17 protein-coding genes, 1 pseudogene and 1 other annotated feature are annotated in these 20,635 nt (G+C 36.8%); of the genes and pseudogenes, 15 read left to right on the top strand and 3 right to left on the bottom strand.

Going from position 1 to position 20,635, the window contains the following annotated elements:
- The first annotated feature begins 99 nt into the window (after nt 1–99).
- The 9 genes and pseudogenes from EV203_RS06355 to EV203_RS06315 all read left to right on the top strand — a co-directional run bounded on the left by EV203_RS06355 (nt 100) and on the right by EV203_RS06315 (nt 10,647).
- Nucleotides 100–1,272 (top strand): iron-containing alcohol dehydrogenase, encoded by a 1,173-nt coding sequence (locus EV203_RS06355; protein WP_132039658.1) that lies wholly within the window; start codon nt 100–102, stop codon nt 1,270–1,272.
- A gap of 116 nt (nt 1,273–1,388) precedes the next feature.
- Nucleotides 1,389–3,920, top strand: a complete 2,532-nt coding sequence (locus EV203_RS06350; protein WP_132039656.1) for a transglycosylase domain-containing protein — start codon at nt 1,389–1,391, stop codon at nt 3,918–3,920.
- Between the two features lie 96 nt (nt 3,921–4,016).
- Nucleotides 4,017–5,189, top strand: coding sequence for a M20/M25/M40 family metallo-hydrolase (locus tag EV203_RS06345; protein WP_011024772.1), 1,173 nt, complete (start codon nt 4,017–4,019; stop codon nt 5,187–5,189).
- A gap of 198 nt (nt 5,190–5,387) precedes the next feature.
- Complete coding sequence (locus EV203_RS06340) at nt 5,388–5,972, top strand: TetR/AcrR family transcriptional regulator (RefSeq protein ID WP_046159830.1); 585 nt, start codon at nt 5,388–5,390, stop codon at nt 5,970–5,972.
- 51 nt (nt 5,973–6,023) lie between these two features.
- Nucleotides 6,024–7,007 carry an acyl-CoA dehydratase activase-related protein gene (locus EV203_RS06335; protein ID WP_022588285.1) on the top strand — a complete coding sequence of 328 codons (984 nt, stop codon included), beginning with the start codon at nt 6,024–6,026 and terminating at the stop codon, nt 7,005–7,007.
- A gap of 1 nt (nt 7,008) precedes the next feature.
- Nucleotides 7,009–8,106: pseudogene (locus tag EV203_RS14215) on the top strand (acyl-CoA dehydratase activase-related protein).
- A 6-nt stretch (nt 8,107–8,112) separates the two neighbouring features.
- A complete protein-coding gene (locus EV203_RS06325; RefSeq protein WP_132039654.1) occupies nt 8,113–9,075 on the top strand; it encodes an acyl-CoA dehydratase activase in 963 nt (320 codons plus the stop codon).
- Between the two features lie 100 nt (nt 9,076–9,175).
- Nucleotides 9,176–9,898: an ABC transporter ATP-binding protein gene (locus EV203_RS06320; protein WP_043884303.1), complete on the top strand. Its 723-nt coding sequence runs from the start codon at nt 9,176–9,178 to the stop codon at nt 9,896–9,898.
- On the top strand, nt 9,895–10,647 hold the full coding sequence (locus EV203_RS06315; RefSeq protein WP_132039652.1) for an ABC transporter permease: 753 nt from the start codon (nt 9,895–9,897) through the stop codon (nt 10,645–10,647). Before EV203_RS06320 ends, EV203_RS06315 begins: the two co-directional genes overlap by 4 nt.
- Nucleotides 10,648–10,659: 12 nt before the next feature.
- Here the strand turns inward: EV203_RS06315 and EV203_RS06310 are convergent, their stop codons facing one another.
- Nucleotides 10,660–12,597, bottom strand: a complete 1,938-nt coding sequence (locus tag EV203_RS06310; protein WP_132039650.1) for a YncE family protein — start codon at nt 12,595–12,597, stop codon at nt 10,660–10,662.
- 2 nt (nt 12,598–12,599) lie between these two features.
- Nucleotides 12,600–13,088 carry an RNA polymerase sigma factor gene (locus EV203_RS06305; RefSeq protein ID WP_009611248.1) on the bottom strand — a complete coding sequence of 163 codons (489 nt, stop codon included), beginning with the start codon at nt 13,086–13,088 and terminating at the stop codon, nt 12,600–12,602.
- A 125-nt stretch (nt 13,089–13,213) separates the two neighbouring features.
- Nucleotides 13,214–13,426 (top strand) — a binding site (T-box leader).
- A gap of 49 nt (nt 13,427–13,475) precedes the next feature.
- Here EV203_RS06305 and leuS point away from each other — a divergent pair.
- The 4 genes from leuS to EV203_RS06285 all read left to right on the top strand — a co-directional run bounded on the left by leuS (nt 13,476) and on the right by EV203_RS06285 (nt 18,533).
- On the top strand, nt 13,476–15,926 hold the full coding sequence (gene leuS / locus EV203_RS06300) for a leucine--tRNA ligase (protein ID WP_132039648.1): 2,451 nt from the start codon (nt 13,476–13,478) through the stop codon (nt 15,924–15,926).
- 59 nt (nt 15,927–15,985) lie between these two features.
- Nucleotides 15,986–16,327: a nucleotidyltransferase domain-containing protein gene (locus EV203_RS06295; protein WP_011024781.1), complete on the top strand. Its 342-nt coding sequence runs from the start codon at nt 15,986–15,988 to the stop codon at nt 16,325–16,327.
- Nucleotides 16,328–16,508: 181 nt separating this feature from the next.
- A complete protein-coding gene (locus tag EV203_RS06290; protein ID WP_132039646.1) occupies nt 16,509–17,606 on the top strand; it encodes a carbohydrate kinase in 1,098 nt (365 codons plus the stop codon).
- A gap of 3 nt (nt 17,607–17,609) precedes the next feature.
- On the top strand, nt 17,610–18,533 hold the full coding sequence (locus EV203_RS06285; protein ID WP_011024783.1) for a pseudouridine-5'-phosphate glycosidase: 924 nt from the start codon (nt 17,610–17,612) through the stop codon (nt 18,531–18,533).
- A gap of 31 nt (nt 18,534–18,564) precedes the next feature.
- Here EV203_RS06285 and tlp read toward each other — a convergent pair whose 3' ends face one another.
- Entirely contained in the window at nt 18,565–18,819 is a 255-nt protein-coding gene (gene tlp, locus EV203_RS06280; RefSeq protein WP_011024784.1) for a small acid-soluble spore protein Tlp, read from the bottom strand.
- Between the two features lie 168 nt (nt 18,820–18,987).
- Here tlp and EV203_RS06275 point away from each other — a divergent pair, with 168 nt between their 5' ends.
- Nucleotides 18,988–19,986, top strand: a complete 999-nt coding sequence (locus EV203_RS06275; RefSeq protein WP_009610038.1) for an inorganic phosphate transporter — start codon at nt 18,988–18,990, stop codon at nt 19,984–19,986.
- Between the two features lie 12 nt (nt 19,987–19,998).
- Complete coding sequence (locus EV203_RS06270) at nt 19,999–20,613, top strand: DUF47 domain-containing protein (RefSeq protein WP_132039665.1); 615 nt, start codon at nt 19,999–20,001, stop codon at nt 20,611–20,613.
- The last annotated feature ends 22 nt before the right edge of the window (nt 20,614–20,635 follow it).

Genomic DNA, 20,635 nt, shown 5'->3' with positions numbered 1-20,635 from the left:
TTTACCAGGGTAAAAATGGTTTTTAAGGATTTAATTTGTGTGTTTATTATTAAATTTTTAATGTGGATTACAATCATATTATACGAGGGAGTGGTCTTGATGAAAGACTTTATTTTTTCAAGTCCTACAAAGATTATCTTTGGAAAAGGGACAGAAGAGCAAGTTGGGAAAGAAGTAAAAAATTATAGCAACAAAGTATTGTTATGCTATGGTGGAGGAAGCATAAAGAAATACGGATTGTACGATAAAGTCGTAAAGGCTTTAAAAGAAGAGGGAGTTGAATTTGTAGAGCTATCAGGAGTAAAGCCTAATCCTAGGCTTAGCCTTGTGCAGGAAGGGATAAAATTAGTTAGAGAAAACAACATCGATTTTATTTTAGCTGTTGGCGGGGGAAGTGTTATTGACACTGCAAAGGCTATCGCAATGGGAGTGCCTTATGAAGGGAATGTTTGGGACTTTTTTGAAGGAAAAGCAGAATTGAAAGAAGCTCTTCCTGTGGGAGTGATTCTTACCATTCCAGCAACAGGCAGTGAGGCAAGTGATGCTACAGTTATCACAAATGAAGATGGGTGGTATAAGATAGGTTTCCACCATGAACTTTTGAGGCCTAAGTTTGCAATTATGAACCCAGAGCTTACATACACTCTTCCGCCGTATCAGACTGCTTGTGGTGTTGCTGACATTATGGCCCATATAATGGAGAGGTATTTTGTGAATGAAGAAGGAGTTGAGCTGACTGATAGACTCTGTGAGGCTACATTAAAGACTGTGATAAATAATGCCCGCATTGTTTTAAAAGACCCTGCTAATTACAATGCGAGGGCGCAGATTATGTGGGCCGGCACAATTGCTCACAATGACCTTCTTAACACTGGAAGAGGAAGAGGAGATTGGGCATCACATAGAATTGAGCATGAACTAAGCGCTATTTACGACATTGCTCATGGAGCAGGCCTTGCTATTGTATTTCCTGCATGGATGAAGTATGTTTATAAAAATAACATTAATAGATTTGTTCAGTTTGCTGTAAAAGTTTGGGACGTTGATTTGCCGTACGAAAACTTAGAAGAAATTGCCCTGGAAGGGATTAGAAGAACAGAAGAATTTTTTAAAGAGATTGGACTTCCAGTTAGATTGAAAGAGGCAGGCATTTCGGACGATAGGTTTGAAGAGATGGCCGACAAGTGTACAAAGGGAGGAACCAGGACAATAGGAGATTTTGTTAAACTTAATAAAGAAGATATAATAAAAATTTACGAGTTGGCAAGGTAAAAGTCAGTATTTTTAGCTGACTTTTCTTTTTTGTTACAATTTGGACATAAAAAAGTGATATAATTTATGATATAATCAATATGATTGGATAAACCATAATTTTATGGGGGATCAGTATGGACAAAAATAGCGATTTAAACCTAAAAAGAAGCCGGCGAAAAAAGAATAGTGAAAAAAAGAAAAAAAGCTCCATTAAGCTTTTTTTCAAATGGGTTGGAATTGCTTTTCTTATTCTGTTTTTTGCAGCGGTTGGGGCAATCGGCGGAAAAGTCTTGGCTATAATTAAAAATACTCCTCCAATTTCTCAGGAGGCTTTGACCTCTCAGGCGCAGTCTTCTGTTGTTTATGCAAAAGACGAAAATGGTAACTGGCAGAGAGTAGCAATACTTCATGGTGCTGATAACAGGCTGTGGGTTCCAATAGAGAAAATACCCAAGAATTTGCAAAATGCTTTTGTGGCAATAGAGGACCAGCGTTTTTATAAGAACAAACTAGGAATTGACCCAAAGAGAATTATTGGAGCTCTTATTGCGAACATTAAGGCGGGAGGAAAGCCTGTAGAAGGTGCCAGTACTATTACACAGCAACTTGTGAAAAACACCATGCTTTCCAGTGAAAAAACTATTACTAGAAAAATACAGGAAATGGTTTTGGCTTGGAGATTGGAACAGATATATTCAAAGCAACAGATACTGGAAGCTTATCTTAATACCATCTATTTAGGCGGTCCCAATGTGAATGCCTACGGTGTCCAGGCAGCTTCTTTAGCTTATTTTGGAAAAGATGTGAGCCAGTTAGACCTTGCGGAATGTGCTATGATTGCGGGAATTACAAAGAATCCATCCCGTTATTCTCCTTATGCTGATCTAGAAGCCGCTACAGAAAGGCAGCATTTAGTGTTAAAGAAAATGCTGGAACAAGGCTATATAACAAAAGAAGAGTATGAAAAGGCAATCTCAGAAAAATTGGTTTTCAAGAAAACCAATTTTACCACTTATGAGCATAAATACTTTATTGACCAAGTTATAAATGATGTGGCAGATGCTTTGTCTCAGCACCTTAACATTTCCCACGATGAGGCAATAAAGAAAATATACAACGGGGGTTTGAGAATTTATTCTACTATGGATTTGCAAATACAAAAAACAATGGAAGAAGCTTTTAAAAATCCAAAATTGTTCCCTCCTGATATAAAGGATAGAAGTGGGAATACGAGAATAGTTCAAGGTGCAATGGTAGTGATGGACTGGAGGACTGGCGAGGTAAAGGGAATTGTAGGAGGCAGAGAGACAGAAGAGACTAAAGGTAAGACAAGGATATTTAACTATGCAACACAAGGTGGAAGACCAGCTGGTTCTTCTATAAAACCTCTTACAGTTTACGGACCTGCTTTAGAGAAAGGTTATACGGCAGCTACTGTTGTGGATGATGTTCCCGTTTTTTATAAACAATGGAACTGGGAGCCCCATAACTACGAAAGCGGGAAGTACAGAGGGCTTATGACCTTTAGAGAGGCTTTAACTTATTCCGAAAATGTTCCTGCGGCGAGGATAGTTGTAGAAATGATTGGACTTCATACTGCAGCGGAATATGGAAAGAAATTTGGACTCAACATTACAAAAGATGTTGCCTCTTCTCCTGCTGCTCTTGCATTAGGAGCGGGAGGCGCAGTTACACCCTTACAGGAAGCTGCAGCTTACGGTGCCATTGCCAATGGAGGAGTATATACTACTCCTATCACTTTTACAAAAGTCACTGATTCAAAAGGAAAAGTAATTTTGGAAAACAAGCCTTCACAGCATATGGTCTTAACGCCACAGAACGCATACATTTTAACAAGTATGATGCAGGACGTAGTGAAATACGGGACAGGTACAAATGCAAGGTTGCCTAATATGCCGGTGGCAGGTAAAACAGGTACAAATGAAAGTTACAACGATGCATGGTTTACAGGCTTTACTCCTTACTACGTTGGGTCTGTGTGGATGGGTACAGGGGAAAACATTCCTATGATATATGGAGGGAGGGGAGTTGTAGGAGGCTCCTATCCAGCCATGCTATGGAGAACAGTCATGGCAGAGATACACAAAAGCTTGCCTTACAAAGATTTTGAAAGACCTCCAGGTATTATTTCTGTGACAGTGTGCAAGGATTCTGGGGAGCTTCCAACTGACCTGTGCCATCAAGACCCGAGAGGCGACAGAACCTATACTGAAATTTTTGCAGAAGGCACGCAACCCACTACCTACTGTACTGTCCATGTGCTGGCAAAAATTAATTCACAAAATGGCAAATTGGCGACAGAATTTACTCCACCAGATTTAGTTAAAGACGCTGTGTTCATTGACCCTCCAGGCAGGACTTCTGAACAAAATGCCGTGGCGCTAGATGGCAAATATGTGGTGCCAAAGGATTATGACGACACACCTCCACCAGCACAACCACCGTCGGGAGAAGTGTTGCCGCCAGAGAATATGCAAAATCCACCATCTCAGCCTCCGAATGAGATACAACAGCCTCCCGGGAATATTCCTCCCAATAATGGAGGGAATAACGGTACTACACAGAATCCGCCTCAGAATAACAACAATAATACGTCAAGTAACCCTCTGGAAAAGATCTTTCCTCCTAAAAATAGCAAGCCTTGAGCAATATCAAAAGAGTCCACTCCAAGTAGAGGGTGGGCTCTTTTGAAATTTTGTGGTATATTTAATGTAAAGAGCTTGTGAGAGGGGGCTTTTAGTTTGAAGGATAGTAGAAAGTATCTAGAAGAACTAGTACAATTTAGGCATAGAGGTTCTGCTACTAAAAATGAAAGGCAGGCAGCTGAATACATTTTAAGAGAGCTTGAGCGCATGGGTTATAAAGTAGAAAGGCAGACATTTAAGACTACAAGGGATAATCTCTACATGTTGCCGTTACAAGTTGCAATCTTACTATTTATTTCTGCCCTCCTTTCTCTAATGTATGGGGGTATAGTGAATGCATTAGCATTTTTCTTGAGCATATTCGGAATAATGCTTCTATTATTAGAGGTAAGCGGTATTCCGGTTGAAACGAGTATTATGCCGAGATTTTTGTCCCAAAATATTTTTACGAAATTTGATGAAAGCAAAGAAAAAAGAATAATTGTATCAGCTCACTATGATACTCAAAGAGCGAGTGTAATGTTTCACCCTAAAATTGTAGACTATTTAGGGTTAATTTATAATATTTCTTATGTAGGTTTTGGGCTTGTTCCGATTGGAATACTGTTTAATGTATTTAAATTTCAACCCTTAGGAACTGTTTTTCTCATAATTGGCCTTATAATTGTTACTGCCAACATAATTTTTATGGCTTTGTGTGAAATAACGGGTAAGTACACTCAGGGTGCTAACGACAATGGAACGGGGGTTGCATTAGCATTAGCTTTAGCCGAGTATTATATAAATCATAAAGATGAATTTCCCGGAAATGTTGATGTAGTATTTTTATTTACAGGCAGCGAAGAAACGGGAGAAAGGGGTATGAAACATTTTATAAAAAGATATGCTAAAAGCCTTCCCAAAGATACGCAATTTATAATTCTTGACAATTTAGGAACGGGTAAGATTACGTATCTTGAAGGAGAGGGAATGATTTTTTATAAAAAGGCAGGAAAGATGTTACTTGATATAGCTGAGGAAATGCAAAAAGGGTATAGCGGAAAAGTGCAGAGAATGAAAAACTTGCTCCTTCCGACAGACGCTTTACCTGTCATGGCAGCAGGTTTTGATGCTATAGCCTTCCTTGCAAAAGATGAAAAGGGAAGGCTAGGAAATTATCACTGGCATACAGATACAATAGAAAATGTAGATATAGACCTTCTTTTGTATGAGGAGGAATTTTTTAAAGAATATTTGATGAAAGTAGCAAGAGAACTGGAGAAGAGATAAAAAGATTTAACCCAGAACTTGAGATAGTTTTTGCTACAAGAGGCGGATATGTTTTGAATGATGTAACAAAAGAAGATGCTTATTATAAAAGTAAGTCAAAAAATAAAATAGGTGGCGCTAGCTTATTTTTATTTTTACATAGATATGCTATAATATTTTTGTAAGCAATTACTTGCATAAATGTTGTGAGGTGTTTTGATGGGTGATTCGGTTAAGGAAAAGATAGTTGTATCTACTTTAAAACTAATTTCTGAAAAGGGGTATAGGTCTACAACTACAAGAAATATTGCAGAAGAGGCAGGAGTAAATGAAGTTACAATTTTTAGGTGTTTTAGAAGTAAAAAAGATATAGTCCTTTATGCTTTGAAAGAGCTGGAACTACTTAAACCCATGGATAAAAAGATATTGGAGAAGTGTAAATGGGATTTAAAAGAAGACCTTTTGATGTTGGCTGAAGAGTATCACAAGAATTTTACAGAAGATAAAGCTAAAATTATGATAGGTTTGAGAAGTCCAGAGATTTTTGAAGAGGTAAAGGAGTACTTGATGAGGATTCCAAAAGGTTTCAAGGATGTTTTAATTGAATATTTTAAGATAATGTATCAAAAGGGCATGTTAAATAATGATGATTTTGAATTACTGGCTTTTTCGTTTTTATCGTTAAATTTTGGCTTTATACTAATGAAAGCTTCTTACGGCAGAAAGTTGATTGGCTTCAGCAATGATGAGTTTGTCCGTAGAAGCATTGAAATTTTTGTAAAAGGAATAGCGAAAAGTAGTTGATGTGGTGTAAAATATATAGTATAGTAAGGTGCTGGGAGAGGAGAAGGATTAATGAAAATTGGCATTCCTAAAGCTTTGATGTATTATTTTTATTACCCTTTCTGGAAAACCCTTTTTGAAAGTCTCGGTTTTGAGGTAGTCACTTCTGACGATACTTCAAAGAGCATATTGGATATTGGCGTAAAGGAAGCTGTGGCTGAAATATGCCTTCCTATGAAGGTTTATACAGGCCATGTTCTTAATTTGTTAGAAAAAGGAGTAGATTACATATACGTTCCCCGCTTTGTAAGTTTGAGAAAAGGAATTTTTATGTGTCCAAAATTCATGGGTCTTCCCGATATGATAAAAGGTCTTTTTGATAGAATTGAAGATAAGATTCTTACTCACCATATAGTTTCAAAGACTTTAGATATTTCTGAGTTTCACAATTATACCATATTTATAGAAAAATTTGGAATTGGTAAAAAGGACTTAAAGAAAGCTTTAGCAAAGGCAAGAGAAGAATGGCTTAAGTTTCGGAGGTTAAACAAGGAAGGGTACGATATAAATGAGCTTTTGACAAGTAATAAACCTCAAAAATACGATGGTGATATAACTATAGGGCTTTTAGGTTATGTGTACAATGTGTACGATAGATTTGTAAATATGGACATATTTAGTGTCTTTAGAAGGCTTAATATAAAAGTAGTTACTTTTGATATGATGGATGAAAAGGTGATCTACAAAAACCTGAGAAATTTTAGGAAAAACATGTTTTGGGAATTTACAAATATGCTATTAGGAACGGCTTATGAATTTATGAAGAGAGATGATATTGACGGAATTATTCATTTGACTGCTTTTGGATGCGGACCGGATTCTATTCTTGAACCTTTTTTGACGATAGATTCTGAAAAGAATAAAAAACCTTTTATGACAATAAGAATTGATGAGCAGACTGGGGAGAGTCACGTTATAACGAGAGTAGAGGCTTTTACTGATTTGATAAGGATGAAAAAATATAAAGCCGAGGAAAAGGCGAAAGGCGTGGTGTAGGATGAAAATTACTTTTCCCTACATGGGCTCCCCCTATATGTACGAAAAGCTGTTTACTCTTTTGGGTCATGAAGTAATAACTCCTCCACGGCCTTCTCAGAAGACTGTAGACTACGGTGTAAAATACAGTCCCGAATTTGCATGTTTTCCTTTAAAGGTCATTTTGGGTACATATCTTGAGGCTTTGGAAATGGGAGCAGATACCATAGTTACATCAGGAGGAAACGGACCTTGTAGAGCGGGTTATTACGGGGAGGCCCAAAAGAAAATACTTAAAAATATGGGTTATGATGTTGAATTTATTATATTTGATGAGCCTAAGAAAGATATAAAGACTTTTATGGACAATGTGAAGAAAATAAAAGGGAAGAATTCATGGGGAAAGGTTTTAAAGGTGGCAAAAATTGTATATGATATGGCTAAATCTATGGACAAAGTAGAGAAAATAGTTGAAGTAAAGAGAGCTTATGAATGCAACAGGGGAGAGTTTACAAGGGCATGACACGAGATAATGGAGGAATACAGAAAAATAGAATCTTCTGAGGATGTAAGAAGGGTAGAAAAAGAAGCTATTGAAAGATTAAACAGCATAAAGGTGTGTGAAGTGCCAGAGGAAGAGAAGATAAGAATTGGAATAGTTGGAGAAATATATGTTGTAATGGAGCCTTCTATAAATGGCAATATAGAAGAAGTCTTAAATACATACGGCGCGGAAGTTGAGAGGTCTCATTATATCTCAGAGTGGATTGATTTTAATTTAATTCCTCTACCTTCCTACAAAGAAAAAGAGCATCAAATTTTGAAAAAGGGAGAAAAGTACATAGAAATAATAATTGGCGGTCATGCCAAACAATCTGTTGGTGCCATAATAGATTTTATGGACAGAGGGTTTGACGGAGTTATTCACTTAAAGCCCTTTGGATGCCTTCCTGAACTTATTACTGAAAGCGCAATAAATAAGATAATAAGAGAGTACGAATTCCCAATTTTGACCTTGTCAATTGACGAGCAGATGGCTATTGCCAACACTTTGACTAGAATAGAAGCTTTTTTGGATGTCATAAGGTTAAAAAAACGTAAAAAAAGGATAGTGAGGTAGGACAAAGTGGAAAAGGTGTACATTGGTGTTGATGTAGGATCAGTGAGCATTAAGGTTGTGGCTATTGACAATGATAACAATATTTTATTTAGGTCCTACGTCAGAAATGTAGGACAGCCTATTGATATTGTAAAGGAAGAGCTTAAGAAATTGCACAATGAATTGCCTGACAAAGAGATAGGTGGAGTAGGTGTTACTGGAAGCGGTAGACAGCTAATCGGCTATGTCTTAGGGGCTGATGTGGTTAAAAATGAAATTACTGCCCATGCAACTGCTACAATTTATTTTCACCCAGATGTCAGCACTATTTTTGAAATCGGGGGACAAGATTCGAAACTGATCATAATAAATGATGGCACAATAGCTGATTTTGCTATGAATACTGTTTGTGCTGCTGGTACAGGGTCATTTTTGGATCACCAGGCCCAAAGGCTTGGGATAAAGATTGAGGAATTTGGAGAGATTGCTCTTACTGCGAAAAGAGAGGTTCGCATTGCTGGAAGATGTACAGTTTTTGCTGAATCGGATATGATATCAAAACAGCAGTACGGTTTTAGTAAGGCAGAGATATTAAAAGGACTGTCAAAAGCCTTGGTGAGGAATTATATGAATAATCTAGTAAGAGGAAGAAAATTAAGACCGGTCTTTGTGTTTCAGGGAGGAGTTGCGGCGAATATTGCTATAAAAAAGGCCTTTGAGGAAGAAATAGGTCATGAGGTGATAGTGCCTAAACATTATGATATAATGGGTGCTATAGGGATTGCGATGATTGCTAAAGAAGAGGTAAAGAGGACAGGTAGACCTACCAAGTTTAAAGGTTTTGATGTATCGGGAGAAAAATTTGAAACCACCACCTTTATATGCAAAGCTTGTCCCAATGAGTGCGAAATAATACAGATTAAGGCGAATGGAAAGATAATTGCTATGACAGGAGATAGATGTGGGAGATATTCAAATTCTGTAATATGAAAATGAGGGGATAACCCCTTTTTTATTTTTTGATTGATTTTTTTATGGCTAAGAGGTAAAATTTAATTAAATGTAACAGTTGTTACAACAATGAGGTGGTATTGTGGAAATAGAGCTTAAAAATATAAGTTACTTTCGAGATGGAAAGTACATTTTAAAGAATGTGTATTTTAAATTCGAGAAAAATGGCATATACACTGTAGTAGGGCCGTCTGGAGCAGGAAAATCTACAATGCTTAAATTGATCAATAGATTAATTGAACCTACAGAAGGAGCTATTTTTATAAATGGTGTTGAATACAAAAATATAGATGTAATTCTCTTACGAAGAAAAATTGGCATGGTATTTCAAAGGCCTTTCCTATTTGAAGGTACGGTAAAAGAAAATATTGAATTAGGGCCTTCTCTTAGAGGGGAGAAAAACATAGATGCGCTTTTTTACCTTGAAGCAGTTGGATTGAGCAAAGACTACCTCTTTAAAGATGTGAACAATCTATCAGGAGGAGAAGCACAAAGGGTTTCCATTGCCAGAGCCCTTGCAAATTCTCCTGAAGTACTTCTTTTGGACGAGCCTACCTCTTCCCTTGACCCTACTTCTACCAGCATAATAGAAGAACTAATTAAAAGGCTTAATAGAGAGGGCATTATGGTCATATTGGTCACCCACAACATGGAACAGGCAAAGAGAATAGGAGATTATACCTTGTTTCTTTACAAGGGAGAACTAATAGAGGCAAGAAAAACATGGGAATTTTTTGAAAATCCTATAAGCGAGGTTTCAAAGTTATTTTTGGAAGGAAAATTAAAGGAGATGATAGAATGAGTACTAGCTCTTTGATTTTTGCTTCTTCCCTTGTACTTGTTGCGATTTTCATTTCTTACTATCAAAAGCTTGGCATTGAAAAGGAGATAATAATAGGAACGGCTAGGGCTGTTTTACAGCTTATGATTGTAGGGTATATACTTCATTATATCTTTTCAGCAAGTAATGCTTTTTTTACTTTGGCAATGGTGGCGATTATGATACTTGTAGCTGGGCACAATGCTTCAAAGAGGGGGAAAGAGATTCCAGGAATTTTTTATTATGTAACTTTTTCCATTGCAGTAAGCGCTGCTGTAACACTTTCTCTTCTTGTACTGTTTGGAAACATCAAATTTGAGCCTCAACAGGTTATACCTGTATCTGGTATGATAATAGGAAATTCTATGGTGGCTTCCGGGCTTTCTGTATCCAGATTAAAAGATGAGATAAAAAATAGGCAGGAAGAGATAGAGGCCTACCTTGCTTTAGGAGCTACTTCCAGGCAGGCTGCTCAAAAAGTAATAAAGATGAGCATAAAGACAGGAATGATGCCAACAGTGGACAGCATGAAAACATTAGGTATTGTTCAACTTCCTGGCATGATGACAGGTCTTATATTAGGAGGAGTAGATCCGATTACGGCTGTAAAATATCAGATAATGGTTACTTTTATGCTGGCATCGACAGTTGCAATATCCTGTTTCACAGTGACTTTTTTGACGTACAGGACATTTTTTACAAAACAACATCAACTAAGGCAGGCCTTTTAGCCTGCCTCAAAATTATGGTATTAAAACCTGCCCTTTATAAGGGTCATATACGTAGTACAAAAATCCTTCTTTTAGTGAAATTTGAAATATCAGTTTATCTTGCTGCCAGAACTGGGGCGATATTTCCTCTATTTTTGTATCTTCAAATTTTGACCTCAAATCTTCTCTTTCCCCTGTTTTGAGATTGTACACGTAAGTATTTGACTGTTGTGAGGTATCGTTGTAAGCGAGTACTGCAAGGTATTTTCCACTGGAATCTACTTTAATATCTGGTATAATTGTATTTTCAAGAGAATCTATTAGTTTAAATGCTCTGTGAGATATATCATAGCTTATTATTCTGCTTTGAGACCTATCATTAGTTTGCATTGTGAAAAATATGGTATTAGTTTTTGGACTATAAGTCAAAGCAGTTGAATGAGCATTTAGATTGTCTGGCAAAATTTCTTTTGGAATTTCTCCGCTGTCAAAAAGCTTTGTTTCAACATTATTTTCTATTTTATAAAAGGTTCCATTTTTTTCAATAAACTCCACAGTTCCTAAATCTTTTATGCTGTCAATTATATAGCCATTGCTATCAGGAGACAAATAGTAACGTGATTTATTTACAGAGCAATACCCGTTCATAATATATCCATAGGTTAACGACGCATCTACATAAGGTTTGCCGTCTTCTGTACCTGAGCCTAAAATTTCATAGGCTACAGGATGAGGACTTGATACAGTCATTATTGTAGGAGGGTTTTTCATTAGTACCCTTGCGAAATCTTCATCTCTTACTATTATTGCTTGCAAGAATTTCTTTACCACTTCTTCGGGGGTCAATTCTTCTCTACTTAACTCAATCTTCATAAGTTGCATTGTATTTCCTCTTATATCCTCGTTTAGATTTTTCAGGACGAAAATGCTTTTTGAATCACTACTCCATACAGGCCAGTAATAAGTGTATAAACTGCTTGTTACGTAGTTTTGTATTTTTTCTTTAAGTACTTCTGGGGGTATGCGCTTTGGCACATTTAGCGTCACTTGTTTTTTGGTTGTGAAAGATGCGGCGTCTGCTATCCAAATGTTATTCATGCTTACTGTAACATTCATATCCTCTACTTTTTCTTTTTGAGGTTCATATTTCTCATATGCTATATAGTAACCATTTGGAGATACAGAAGGATTTTTGCCTTCATCAATTATTTTTTCGCTGCCGTCTTTTAGGTTTTTATAAATTATTTTATTATCCCTTTCAAAGACTATAGCATCTTCAGTTTTTACAAAAGATCCACAGCTTCCATCTGCTAATTTAGTGACTTTTAAGCTTTTTAAATCTATTGCATTAATATTACTTTCTTTTACCTCAAAACCATGGGTTTCTCTTGGAACAATTATTTGTTCAGTGTAAATTACTTTATTCCCATCTGGTGAAAAACCTGGGTCGCTATAATAAGTATCTCTATCTTTGCTTTCGATTATTTTAGTTTCTTTTCCAGTCTTTAAATCTTTAATGTAAATTGCGTTTTTACCATCAGATGTTCTTGTTGTGAATACTAATTTTGTTCCATCTGGTGAAATAGCGACTTCGCTGGCAGGCTTATCAATTATTTTTTCAAAGCCTTTATTATCGTATTTGTAAATACCCTTATCATATAAAGGCACATATATAGTCCCATTACATTCTGCTATTTTTCCAGCATTTATATTTCCTAAATTTATAAAAGATATTTGATTTATAATTTTTAATTCTTCTGCATTTACTTTTGTTATTAAATTATCTTGCAAGTTCTTGATGCCGAAAGAAAACACCATTAAAAGTATTGCAGCAGCTGCTATGATTGCTACACCTATCTTTTTCCATCTGTTTCTTTTAAATCTTTTTTTAAGAGATTCTTTGAGCTGGTGATTTACAGGAATTAGTTCTTTTAGCCTATTGAGATTTTCCTCTATTCTCTTTTCGTCCATTTTCATCCCTCCAAACATTTTATTACAAGATTTTTCAATTTTTGAATTATTCTATAAGCCTGCGCTTTTACCGCTTCTTCTGTTTTTTCAATTAATTGAGAAATTTCTCTGTGTGTCATGTTTGCAAAGTATTTTAAATTTACAATTTCTATTTCTTCTTTTGAAAGGGAATAAAGGGACTTTTTCAAACAATCTAATTCTACTTCCCTTTCCAATTTGTCTTCAAATACATCAGGATAAAAATGCTCCATAATGAGTTCTTCTGATACTAGGTTTTTCCTCATTCTGTAATAGTCTGTCACAGTATTTCGGGCTATAGAAAAAATCCATGCCTTTGAGTTTGATTTTACTGTATTGTACTTTTCAAAGGCTTTTTGAAAAGTTTCACTTACAATGTCATCTGCATCCCATTTGTTGCCAACTTTAAAATATACGTACCGGTACACATCGTCAAAGTTTTTCTCATAAAATTCAATAAAGCTTTCTGGCACAAATTTGGCCTCCCTTCTCTCCTTTATTGACTCCTCCCACCTTTATAGACGAAAATCTACACAAAAGGTAACAATACCCTTGCATTTATTTTAGTTTTATAATAAAATAATGTACAAATCAATTTGTAAATGCGATGAAGCGGAGCAGTAGGCAATGAGGGCTTTCAGAGAGTCGTTGGCAGGTGCGAAACGGCAGCCTGACTTGCTGAAACTCGCCGCAGAGCAGGCGCACTGAAATAAGTAGGTGCGCACGGCTTGCCGCCGTTACAGGCTTTGAGAGGGCGCTTTTGCGCCAAAAAGAGTGGTACCGCGGAAGATGTGGGTCTTTCGTCTCTTTGAGATGAAAGGCTTTTTTAATGGAAAAATTAAAAAGTAGAGGTGGAGGATATGGCGTATTCAGTGGAGATTGATAGGAAATGGCAGAAAATCTGGGAAGAGACAAAACTTTACAAGTTTAATCCTGAAAATGTGGACAAAAAGCTTTATTGTTTAGAGATGTTTCCGTACCCTTCAGGGGCAAAATTGCACATAGGTCACTGGTATAATTACGGTCCTACAGATTCATGGGCAAGAATGAAGAGGATGCAGGGCTATGAAGTATTCCACCCTATGGGGTTTGACGCCTTTGGTCTTCCTGCTGAAAATTATGCCATAAAGACAGGCATACACCCTTATGACTCGACAATGGAAAACATAAGGACCATGGAAAGACAACTCAGAGAAATGGGAGTCACTTTTGACTGGGACTATGAAGTGATAACCTGTCTGCCAGAGTACTATAAATGGACTCAGTGGATTTTCTTAAAACTTTATGAAGCAGGTCTTGCCTACAGAAAGAAAGCGCCTGTAAACTGGTGTCCCAGCTGCCAGACTGTTCTTGCAAACGAACAGGTAATTGATGGGAAATGCGAAAGGTGCGGAACTGAAGTTACAAAGAAAGAGCTTACTCAGTGGTTTTTCAAAATAACTGCCTATGCGGAAGAACTTTTAGAAAAATTAGATGATCTTGATTGGCCTGAAAAAACTAAAATGATGCAGAGGAACTGGATTGGAAAATCTGAGGGCGCAGAGATAGAGTTTAAAATTGATGGGAAAGACTTGTCTTTTAGAGTTTTTACCACAAGGGCAGATACGCTGTTTGGAGCAACTTATGTGGTATTGGCTCCTGAGCATGAATTGGTGGATTTGATTACTACAGAGGAATATAAAGAGGCTGTGGAAGAATACAAAGAGTATGCCAAAAAGCAGAGTGAGATTGAGAGGCTTTCAACAGAAAAGGAAAAGACAGGAGTGTTTACAGGAGCGTACGCGATTCATCCGCTGACAGGTGAAAAACTCCCTATTTGGATAGCGGATTATGTGCTTGTAACTTACGGTACTGGATGTGTTATGGGAGTTCCTGGTCATGATGAAAGAGACTATGAATTTGCGACAAAATACAATCTGCCTATAAAAAGAGTTATAAAAGGAGTTGGAGATATAGACGACAGTTTGCCTTTTGTGGAATATGGAATTTTAGTAAATAGCGAAGAATTTACGGGGATGACATCTGAGGAAGCGCGAGTCAAAATAGTCGAAAAGTTGAAAGCAGAAGGGAAAGCAGAGTTTAAAGTAAATTATAGGATGAGGGACTGGCTTGTGTCCAGACAGAGGTACTGGGGAGCTCCCATTCCTATAATCCACTGCGAACGCTGTGGAATAGTGCCTGTGCCAGAAGAGGATTTACCTGTACTTTTGCCATATGATGTTGAGTTTGAGCCAACAGGAGAATCTCCTCTTAAAAAGCATGCAGGTTTTATGAATGTCACCTGCCCTAAGTGCGGAGGTCCGGCTTTAAGAGATCCTGATACTCTTGATACTTTTGTAGATTCTTCTTGGTATTACTTGAGATACCCTGACAATAAAAACGATAAAGAGCCTTTTAATAAAGAGTGGATAAACAAAATGCTTCCAGTAGATAAATATGTAGGTGGAGCAGAGCACGCCACTATGCACCTTTTGTATTCGAGGTTTATAACGAAAGTTTTAAGAGATCTGGGATACCTTAATTTTGATGAACCTTTCCTTTCACTTGTGCATCAGGGGACGATTTTAGGGCCGGATGGCAGCAGAATGAGCAAATCAAGAGGGAATGTTATTTCGCCGGATGACTATATTAAACAGTACGGTTCAGATGTATTTAGGCTGTATCTAATGTTTGGCTTCTCTTACTCAGAGGGCGGACCATGGAGCGATGAAGGAATAAGGGCTATTGCTAGATTTGTCAATAGGGTGGAGAGGTTTATAGAAAAATTTATTGAGACCAGACAAAATCCAGGGAAGACAAAAGAAGAAATGGAAGATGCGGAAAAAGAATTGAACTATGTGAGACATTACACTATAAAACACGTGACATTGGATGCCGATAAATTTGAGTTCAACACTGCTATAGCGAGAATAATGGAACTTGTAAATGCTTTGTACAAATATGAAAATGAGGTTGAAGTAAAGAACATGAAATTTTATGAAGATGTGGTAAGAGATTTTGTAAAAATCCTGGCGCCCTTTGCGCCCCATTTCTCTGAAGAGATGTGGGAAAGACTGGGGTATGAATATTCTGTTTTCAATCAGAAGTGGCCTGAGTGGGACGAAAAAGCCCTTGAAAGAGACATGATAGAAATTGCTATTCAGGTAAACGGAAAGGTTAGAAGCAAGGCTCAAGTGCCTTCAAATGCGACGGATGAAGAGTTGAAGCAGATTGCTCTTTCTGATGAGAGAGTGAAATCTTACCTGGATGGCAAAGAAATAAAGAAAGTGATAATTGTAAAAAATAGACTTGTAAATATTGTGGTAAACTAAGGCAGGGCTTGCCCCTGCTTTAGTTTTTGGTATAATTTAGTGTGGAGGTGAGTAATTTGGTGAAAGCTGAGGCTGTAATTGATAGCATAGTAAAGAAATTAGTTGAAACTATTGATCCCAAAGCTATTATACTTTTTGGTTCACTGGCAAAAGGCAAGAATCATGAAAATTCTGATATTGATTTATTAATTGTGTGGGATGAAGAGGAAGGATTAAATAATACTCAACGGCGTATAAAATTAAGAAAGTTGCTTGGATTTGTGGAAGTTCCTATTGATATTTTGACGTGTACGAGTGAAGAACTAAAAGAGGCAATGAAAGACGATAAATCATTTACTGCAAATATAGTAAAGGAAGGGAAGGTTATATATGGTAGACTCAACCCCAAGGTATCCTGTTGATTTCGAAACTTCGAGAACGACTAAGGAAGCGGAGGAAGCCTTTGAAATACTTGAAAATTTAAGACATGAAATATTAAAAAGAATAAAATGACTTTATCGTTTATAGACGGTCTTTTATTTTTATGCTATAATATACTTGCAAATGTTTGATAAACAAATAATTGTTTGGGAGTGTGTGAATGTGGCATTAACACAAAGAGAAAAAGAGATACTAAGATTAATCAAGAAAAATCCCATGATTTCTCAGGAAGAGCTGGCGAAGATGCTGGGAATAAGTAGGTCGGCTGTTGCAGGGCACATAGCTAACCTAATGAAAAAGGGGTTTATACTGGGTAGGGGCTATGTAGTAAGGGATTTAAAAGGAGTTACAGTAATTGGAGGTGCAAACATAGATATAAAAGGGAAACCCTATAAGGAATTAAGGCAGCACACATCAAATCCAGGCCACATAAACATAGCACCTGGTGGAGTGGGGCGAAATATTGCTCATAATCTTGCACAACTCAATGTTCCTGTGACTTTTTTAAGCGTTGTTGGCAATGATGATGAAGGAAGAAGGCTTTTAGAGGAGACAAGGCAGGCAGGAGTTAATGTAGAACAGGTGGTGATTTCAAATACCAGGCGAACAGGCATATACCTCGCTATTTTAAATGCGATTGGCGATATGGACATAGCCCTTTCAGGTATGGACATTTTAGAAGAATTAAATATACAGTATCTTGAGTCCAAGACAGAGGTTATAAAAAATAGCGAGATTGTAGTTTTTGATGCCAATATTCCTGAGGAGAGCATTAGATACATTACAGAACTTTGTTACAACAATAACATTCCTGTGGTAGTAGAACCTGTCTCAATAGACAAGGCGAAAAAATTAAAAAATGTGTTAGACAAGATTGATTATATCACTCCAAATAAAGAAGAATTGGAATCTATAACAGAGATAAATATACTGAATGATGAGGATATGAAAAAAGCTGTTAAATATTTGAGAGATAAAGGAATTAAAAACGTCATAGTAACTTTGGGGGAGAGAGGCGTATATGTTTCTTCAGAAGAATTAGAAAAATTCATAGAGCCTTACCAAACTGAAATTGTGGATGCCACGGGCGCAGGGGATGCGCTGACGGCAGGCTTGGTTTATGGCATTTTCAATGGTTATTCTCTTGAAGTATCAGCAAAGCTGGGACTTGCTGCAGCTTCCCTTACTATATCCTCACCTTATACAGTTAATCCGTTTTTAAATGAAAATCAGTTAAAAAATATAGTAAGGGAGATTTGAAAAATGAATAGATTTATCGATTTGTCAGAAGAAGTAAAAAGTGCCTTAGAGGAAAGAAGGCCAGTTGTGGCTTTAGAATCTACGATAATATCCCACGGTATGCCCTACCCACAAAATATTGAAACTGCCAGAGCCTTAGAAGAAATTGTAAGGGAAAATGGCGCTGTACCTGCTACAATTGCAATTATAGGAGGAAAAATAAAAATAGGTCTAAATGAAGAGGAACTGGAGTTTATGGGTACATCAAAAGAAATATTAAAAGCCAGCAAAAGAGATTTGCCTGTGGTCTTAGCAAAAGGGTTAAACGCTGCTACTACTGTTTCTGCCACGATGATTTGTGCAAACCTTGCAGGTATAAAGGTATTTGTGACAGGAGGAATAGGAGGAGTACACAGAGGGGCAGAAGAGACTTTCGATATATCTGCCGATTTGCAAGAACTTGCAAATACAAATGTAGCAGTTGTATGTGCAGGAGCAAAAGCTATACTTGATTTACCTCGTACTTTAGAATATCTTGAAACCTTTGGTGTTCCTGTAATTGGATTTAGAACAGAGGAATTTCCTGCTTTTTACACAAGAGAGAGCGGGCTCAAAGTGGACTACAGAGTGGAAGATGAAGTAGAAGCCGCAAAGGTTATAAAAACTAAATGGGATTTGGGACTTAAAGGAGGGATTTTAATAGCCAATCCCATTCCTGAAGAATATGCCCTAGACAGAGCTTATATTGAAAAAGCCATAGAAGAGGCTATTTTTGAAGCAGACAGACGAGGAATAAGGGGTAAAGCCCTTACGCCATTTTTGTTGGAAAAGATAAAGGACCTGACAGAGGGTAAAAGTTTAAAAGCAAATATTGAACTTGTTAAGAATAATGCCAGAGTTGGAGCCAAAATTGCTGTACAATTGAATAAACTGTATAAAGAGGCGTAGAACGCCTCTTTATACTTTATTACCTTCTTTATTACCTTCTTTCTCTGTCATGGACCTCGTCAATTATTTCCTGACGCATGTTCTGTATGCTTATAAGCCTGTTTCTATTTTTTTCTTTTATCCTCTCTATTTCTTCAGGTGAAAGCTCTTCTGCGTGTAGTTTCAGATAATCTTCTGCTTCTCTATAATTTTCTATTGTATTGTGTATCATTTCTTGAAGCTTTTCCACATTGTCTGACCTATCATCAGGCTTTGGCTTTTTTGTATATCTTTCTTCTTTTCCCATAGACATCACTCCTAAATTTTTATTTTCATATTTATTTTGTTCAGCAAAAATTTATTTATGTGTTATAAAACAGATGAGATATTGAAGAAAATCTGGGATACAGTTATAATTGTAATATAATTAAAAACCTCAAATCTGTTATAATACTAAAGACTTGAGGTGAAAAATATGGCTCTTTACACGCTTACAATTGCAGTAATATTTTTATACATCTTCATTACAGGCTTTCATGACGAGGGAAATTTAATAGCTACCATCATATGTTCAAGGTCTATAGAGGCGAAAAAAGCTTTAATTATAGCTTCTGTTGCTCAGTTTTTAGGACCTTTGATTGTTACCACGGCAGTTAGCACTACTATTGCAAAGGATATTATAAAATATTCTTACCTTCTTAAAAGCGGTGAAAATATATCATTGTTGATACTTTCTGGTATCTTGGGAGCTGCTCTGTGGAATTTTATAACATGGTACTATGCTATTCCTTCTAGCTCTTCGCATGCTTTAATTGGAGGTATATTGGGGCCTTTTGCAATAGAGTACGGTTTTCATTCTATCAATTTTTACGGAATAATGACAAAAGTTATAATACCTCTATTTTTTTCCCCTATAATAGGCTTTGTTGCTGGATATATACTTACATTAATTTTCTGGAAATTATTAAAAAATGCACAACCTTCTGTGAATAGTTTTCTTAAAAAACTTCAATACGGTACGATGTTTTTATTGAATATAGGGCAAAGTGCAAACGATGCTCAAAAAGGAATGGGTTTGATTGTAATTCTAATGATGATAAAGGGAAACACTCATAGTTTTGGAGTTCCCTTTTTTGTAAAATATATAGCAGCTTTTATGATATCCTTTGGTCTTTTATTTGGTGGATTTAGAATGATAAAAAGTGTGGGCGGAAGGATATACAGAGTAAGACCTTTTCACTCTTTTAATGCTCAGCTTTCATCTCTTTTGGTAGTGACTGCTGCTACTTTGGTTGGAGCGCCTATAAGTGGCACACAGCTTGTGAACTCTTCTATTTTGGGCGTTGGAGCAAGGGAGAGGCCTAGCGCAGTAAGATGGCAGTTTGCAAAAGCCATATTTGCCGCCTGGATTACCACAATACCAGCTTCTTTTATATTTTCTTCCATCATTTATATGGTTGCTAAATTATTGTAAGAGGTGATGAAGGTGAATGTATTTAAATGGCTTTTTACTGAAAGCGTTGATTTTTACAAACTGCTGCAGGAGCAGTCAAAACTTACACTACAAGGAGTAACAGCTTTAGAAAGGTATATGTTCACAGGCAGTGAAGAAGACGGCCATGAGGTGACAAGGCTTGAAAAACTTGGAGATAGGAAAAGAGAAGAACTCGTAAAAGAACTCGACAGGACTTTTATAACTCCTTTTGACAGGGAAGATATTTTTAACCTTTCTAAGGCTATTGATGATATACTGGATTATTCGGATACTGCAGTGGAAGAGATGGAAATATATGGGCTTGAGCCTACGCCGGAGCTGAGAGAGATTGTAGGAGTTATACGCATTAGCACTGAGCTTATACATGAATCTGTATGCAATTTAAACAAAGATAGAAAAAAAGGAATGAGGCAAGCGCTGCAAGCCAAAAAATACGAGAACAGAGTAGAAAATCTTTACAGAAAGAATTTGGCAAAGCTTTTTGAGGAGGAGGATATAAAATACATCTTAAAGATGCGAGAAATCTTTAGGCACCTGAGCAATTGTGCTGACAGAATAGATTTAGCAGGAGATATACTTGGTCACATTTATGTGAAGATGATATAAAGGGCAAAATTTTGCCCTTGAA

The organism is Caldanaerobacter subterraneus, assembly GCF_004345675.1.
In the GTDB taxonomy this organism is placed as follows: domain Bacteria; phylum Bacillota; class Thermoanaerobacteria; order Thermoanaerobacterales; family Thermoanaerobacteraceae; genus Thermoanaerobacter; species Thermoanaerobacter subterraneus.
This window is presented reverse-complemented; position numbering and strand designations above follow the sequence as displayed.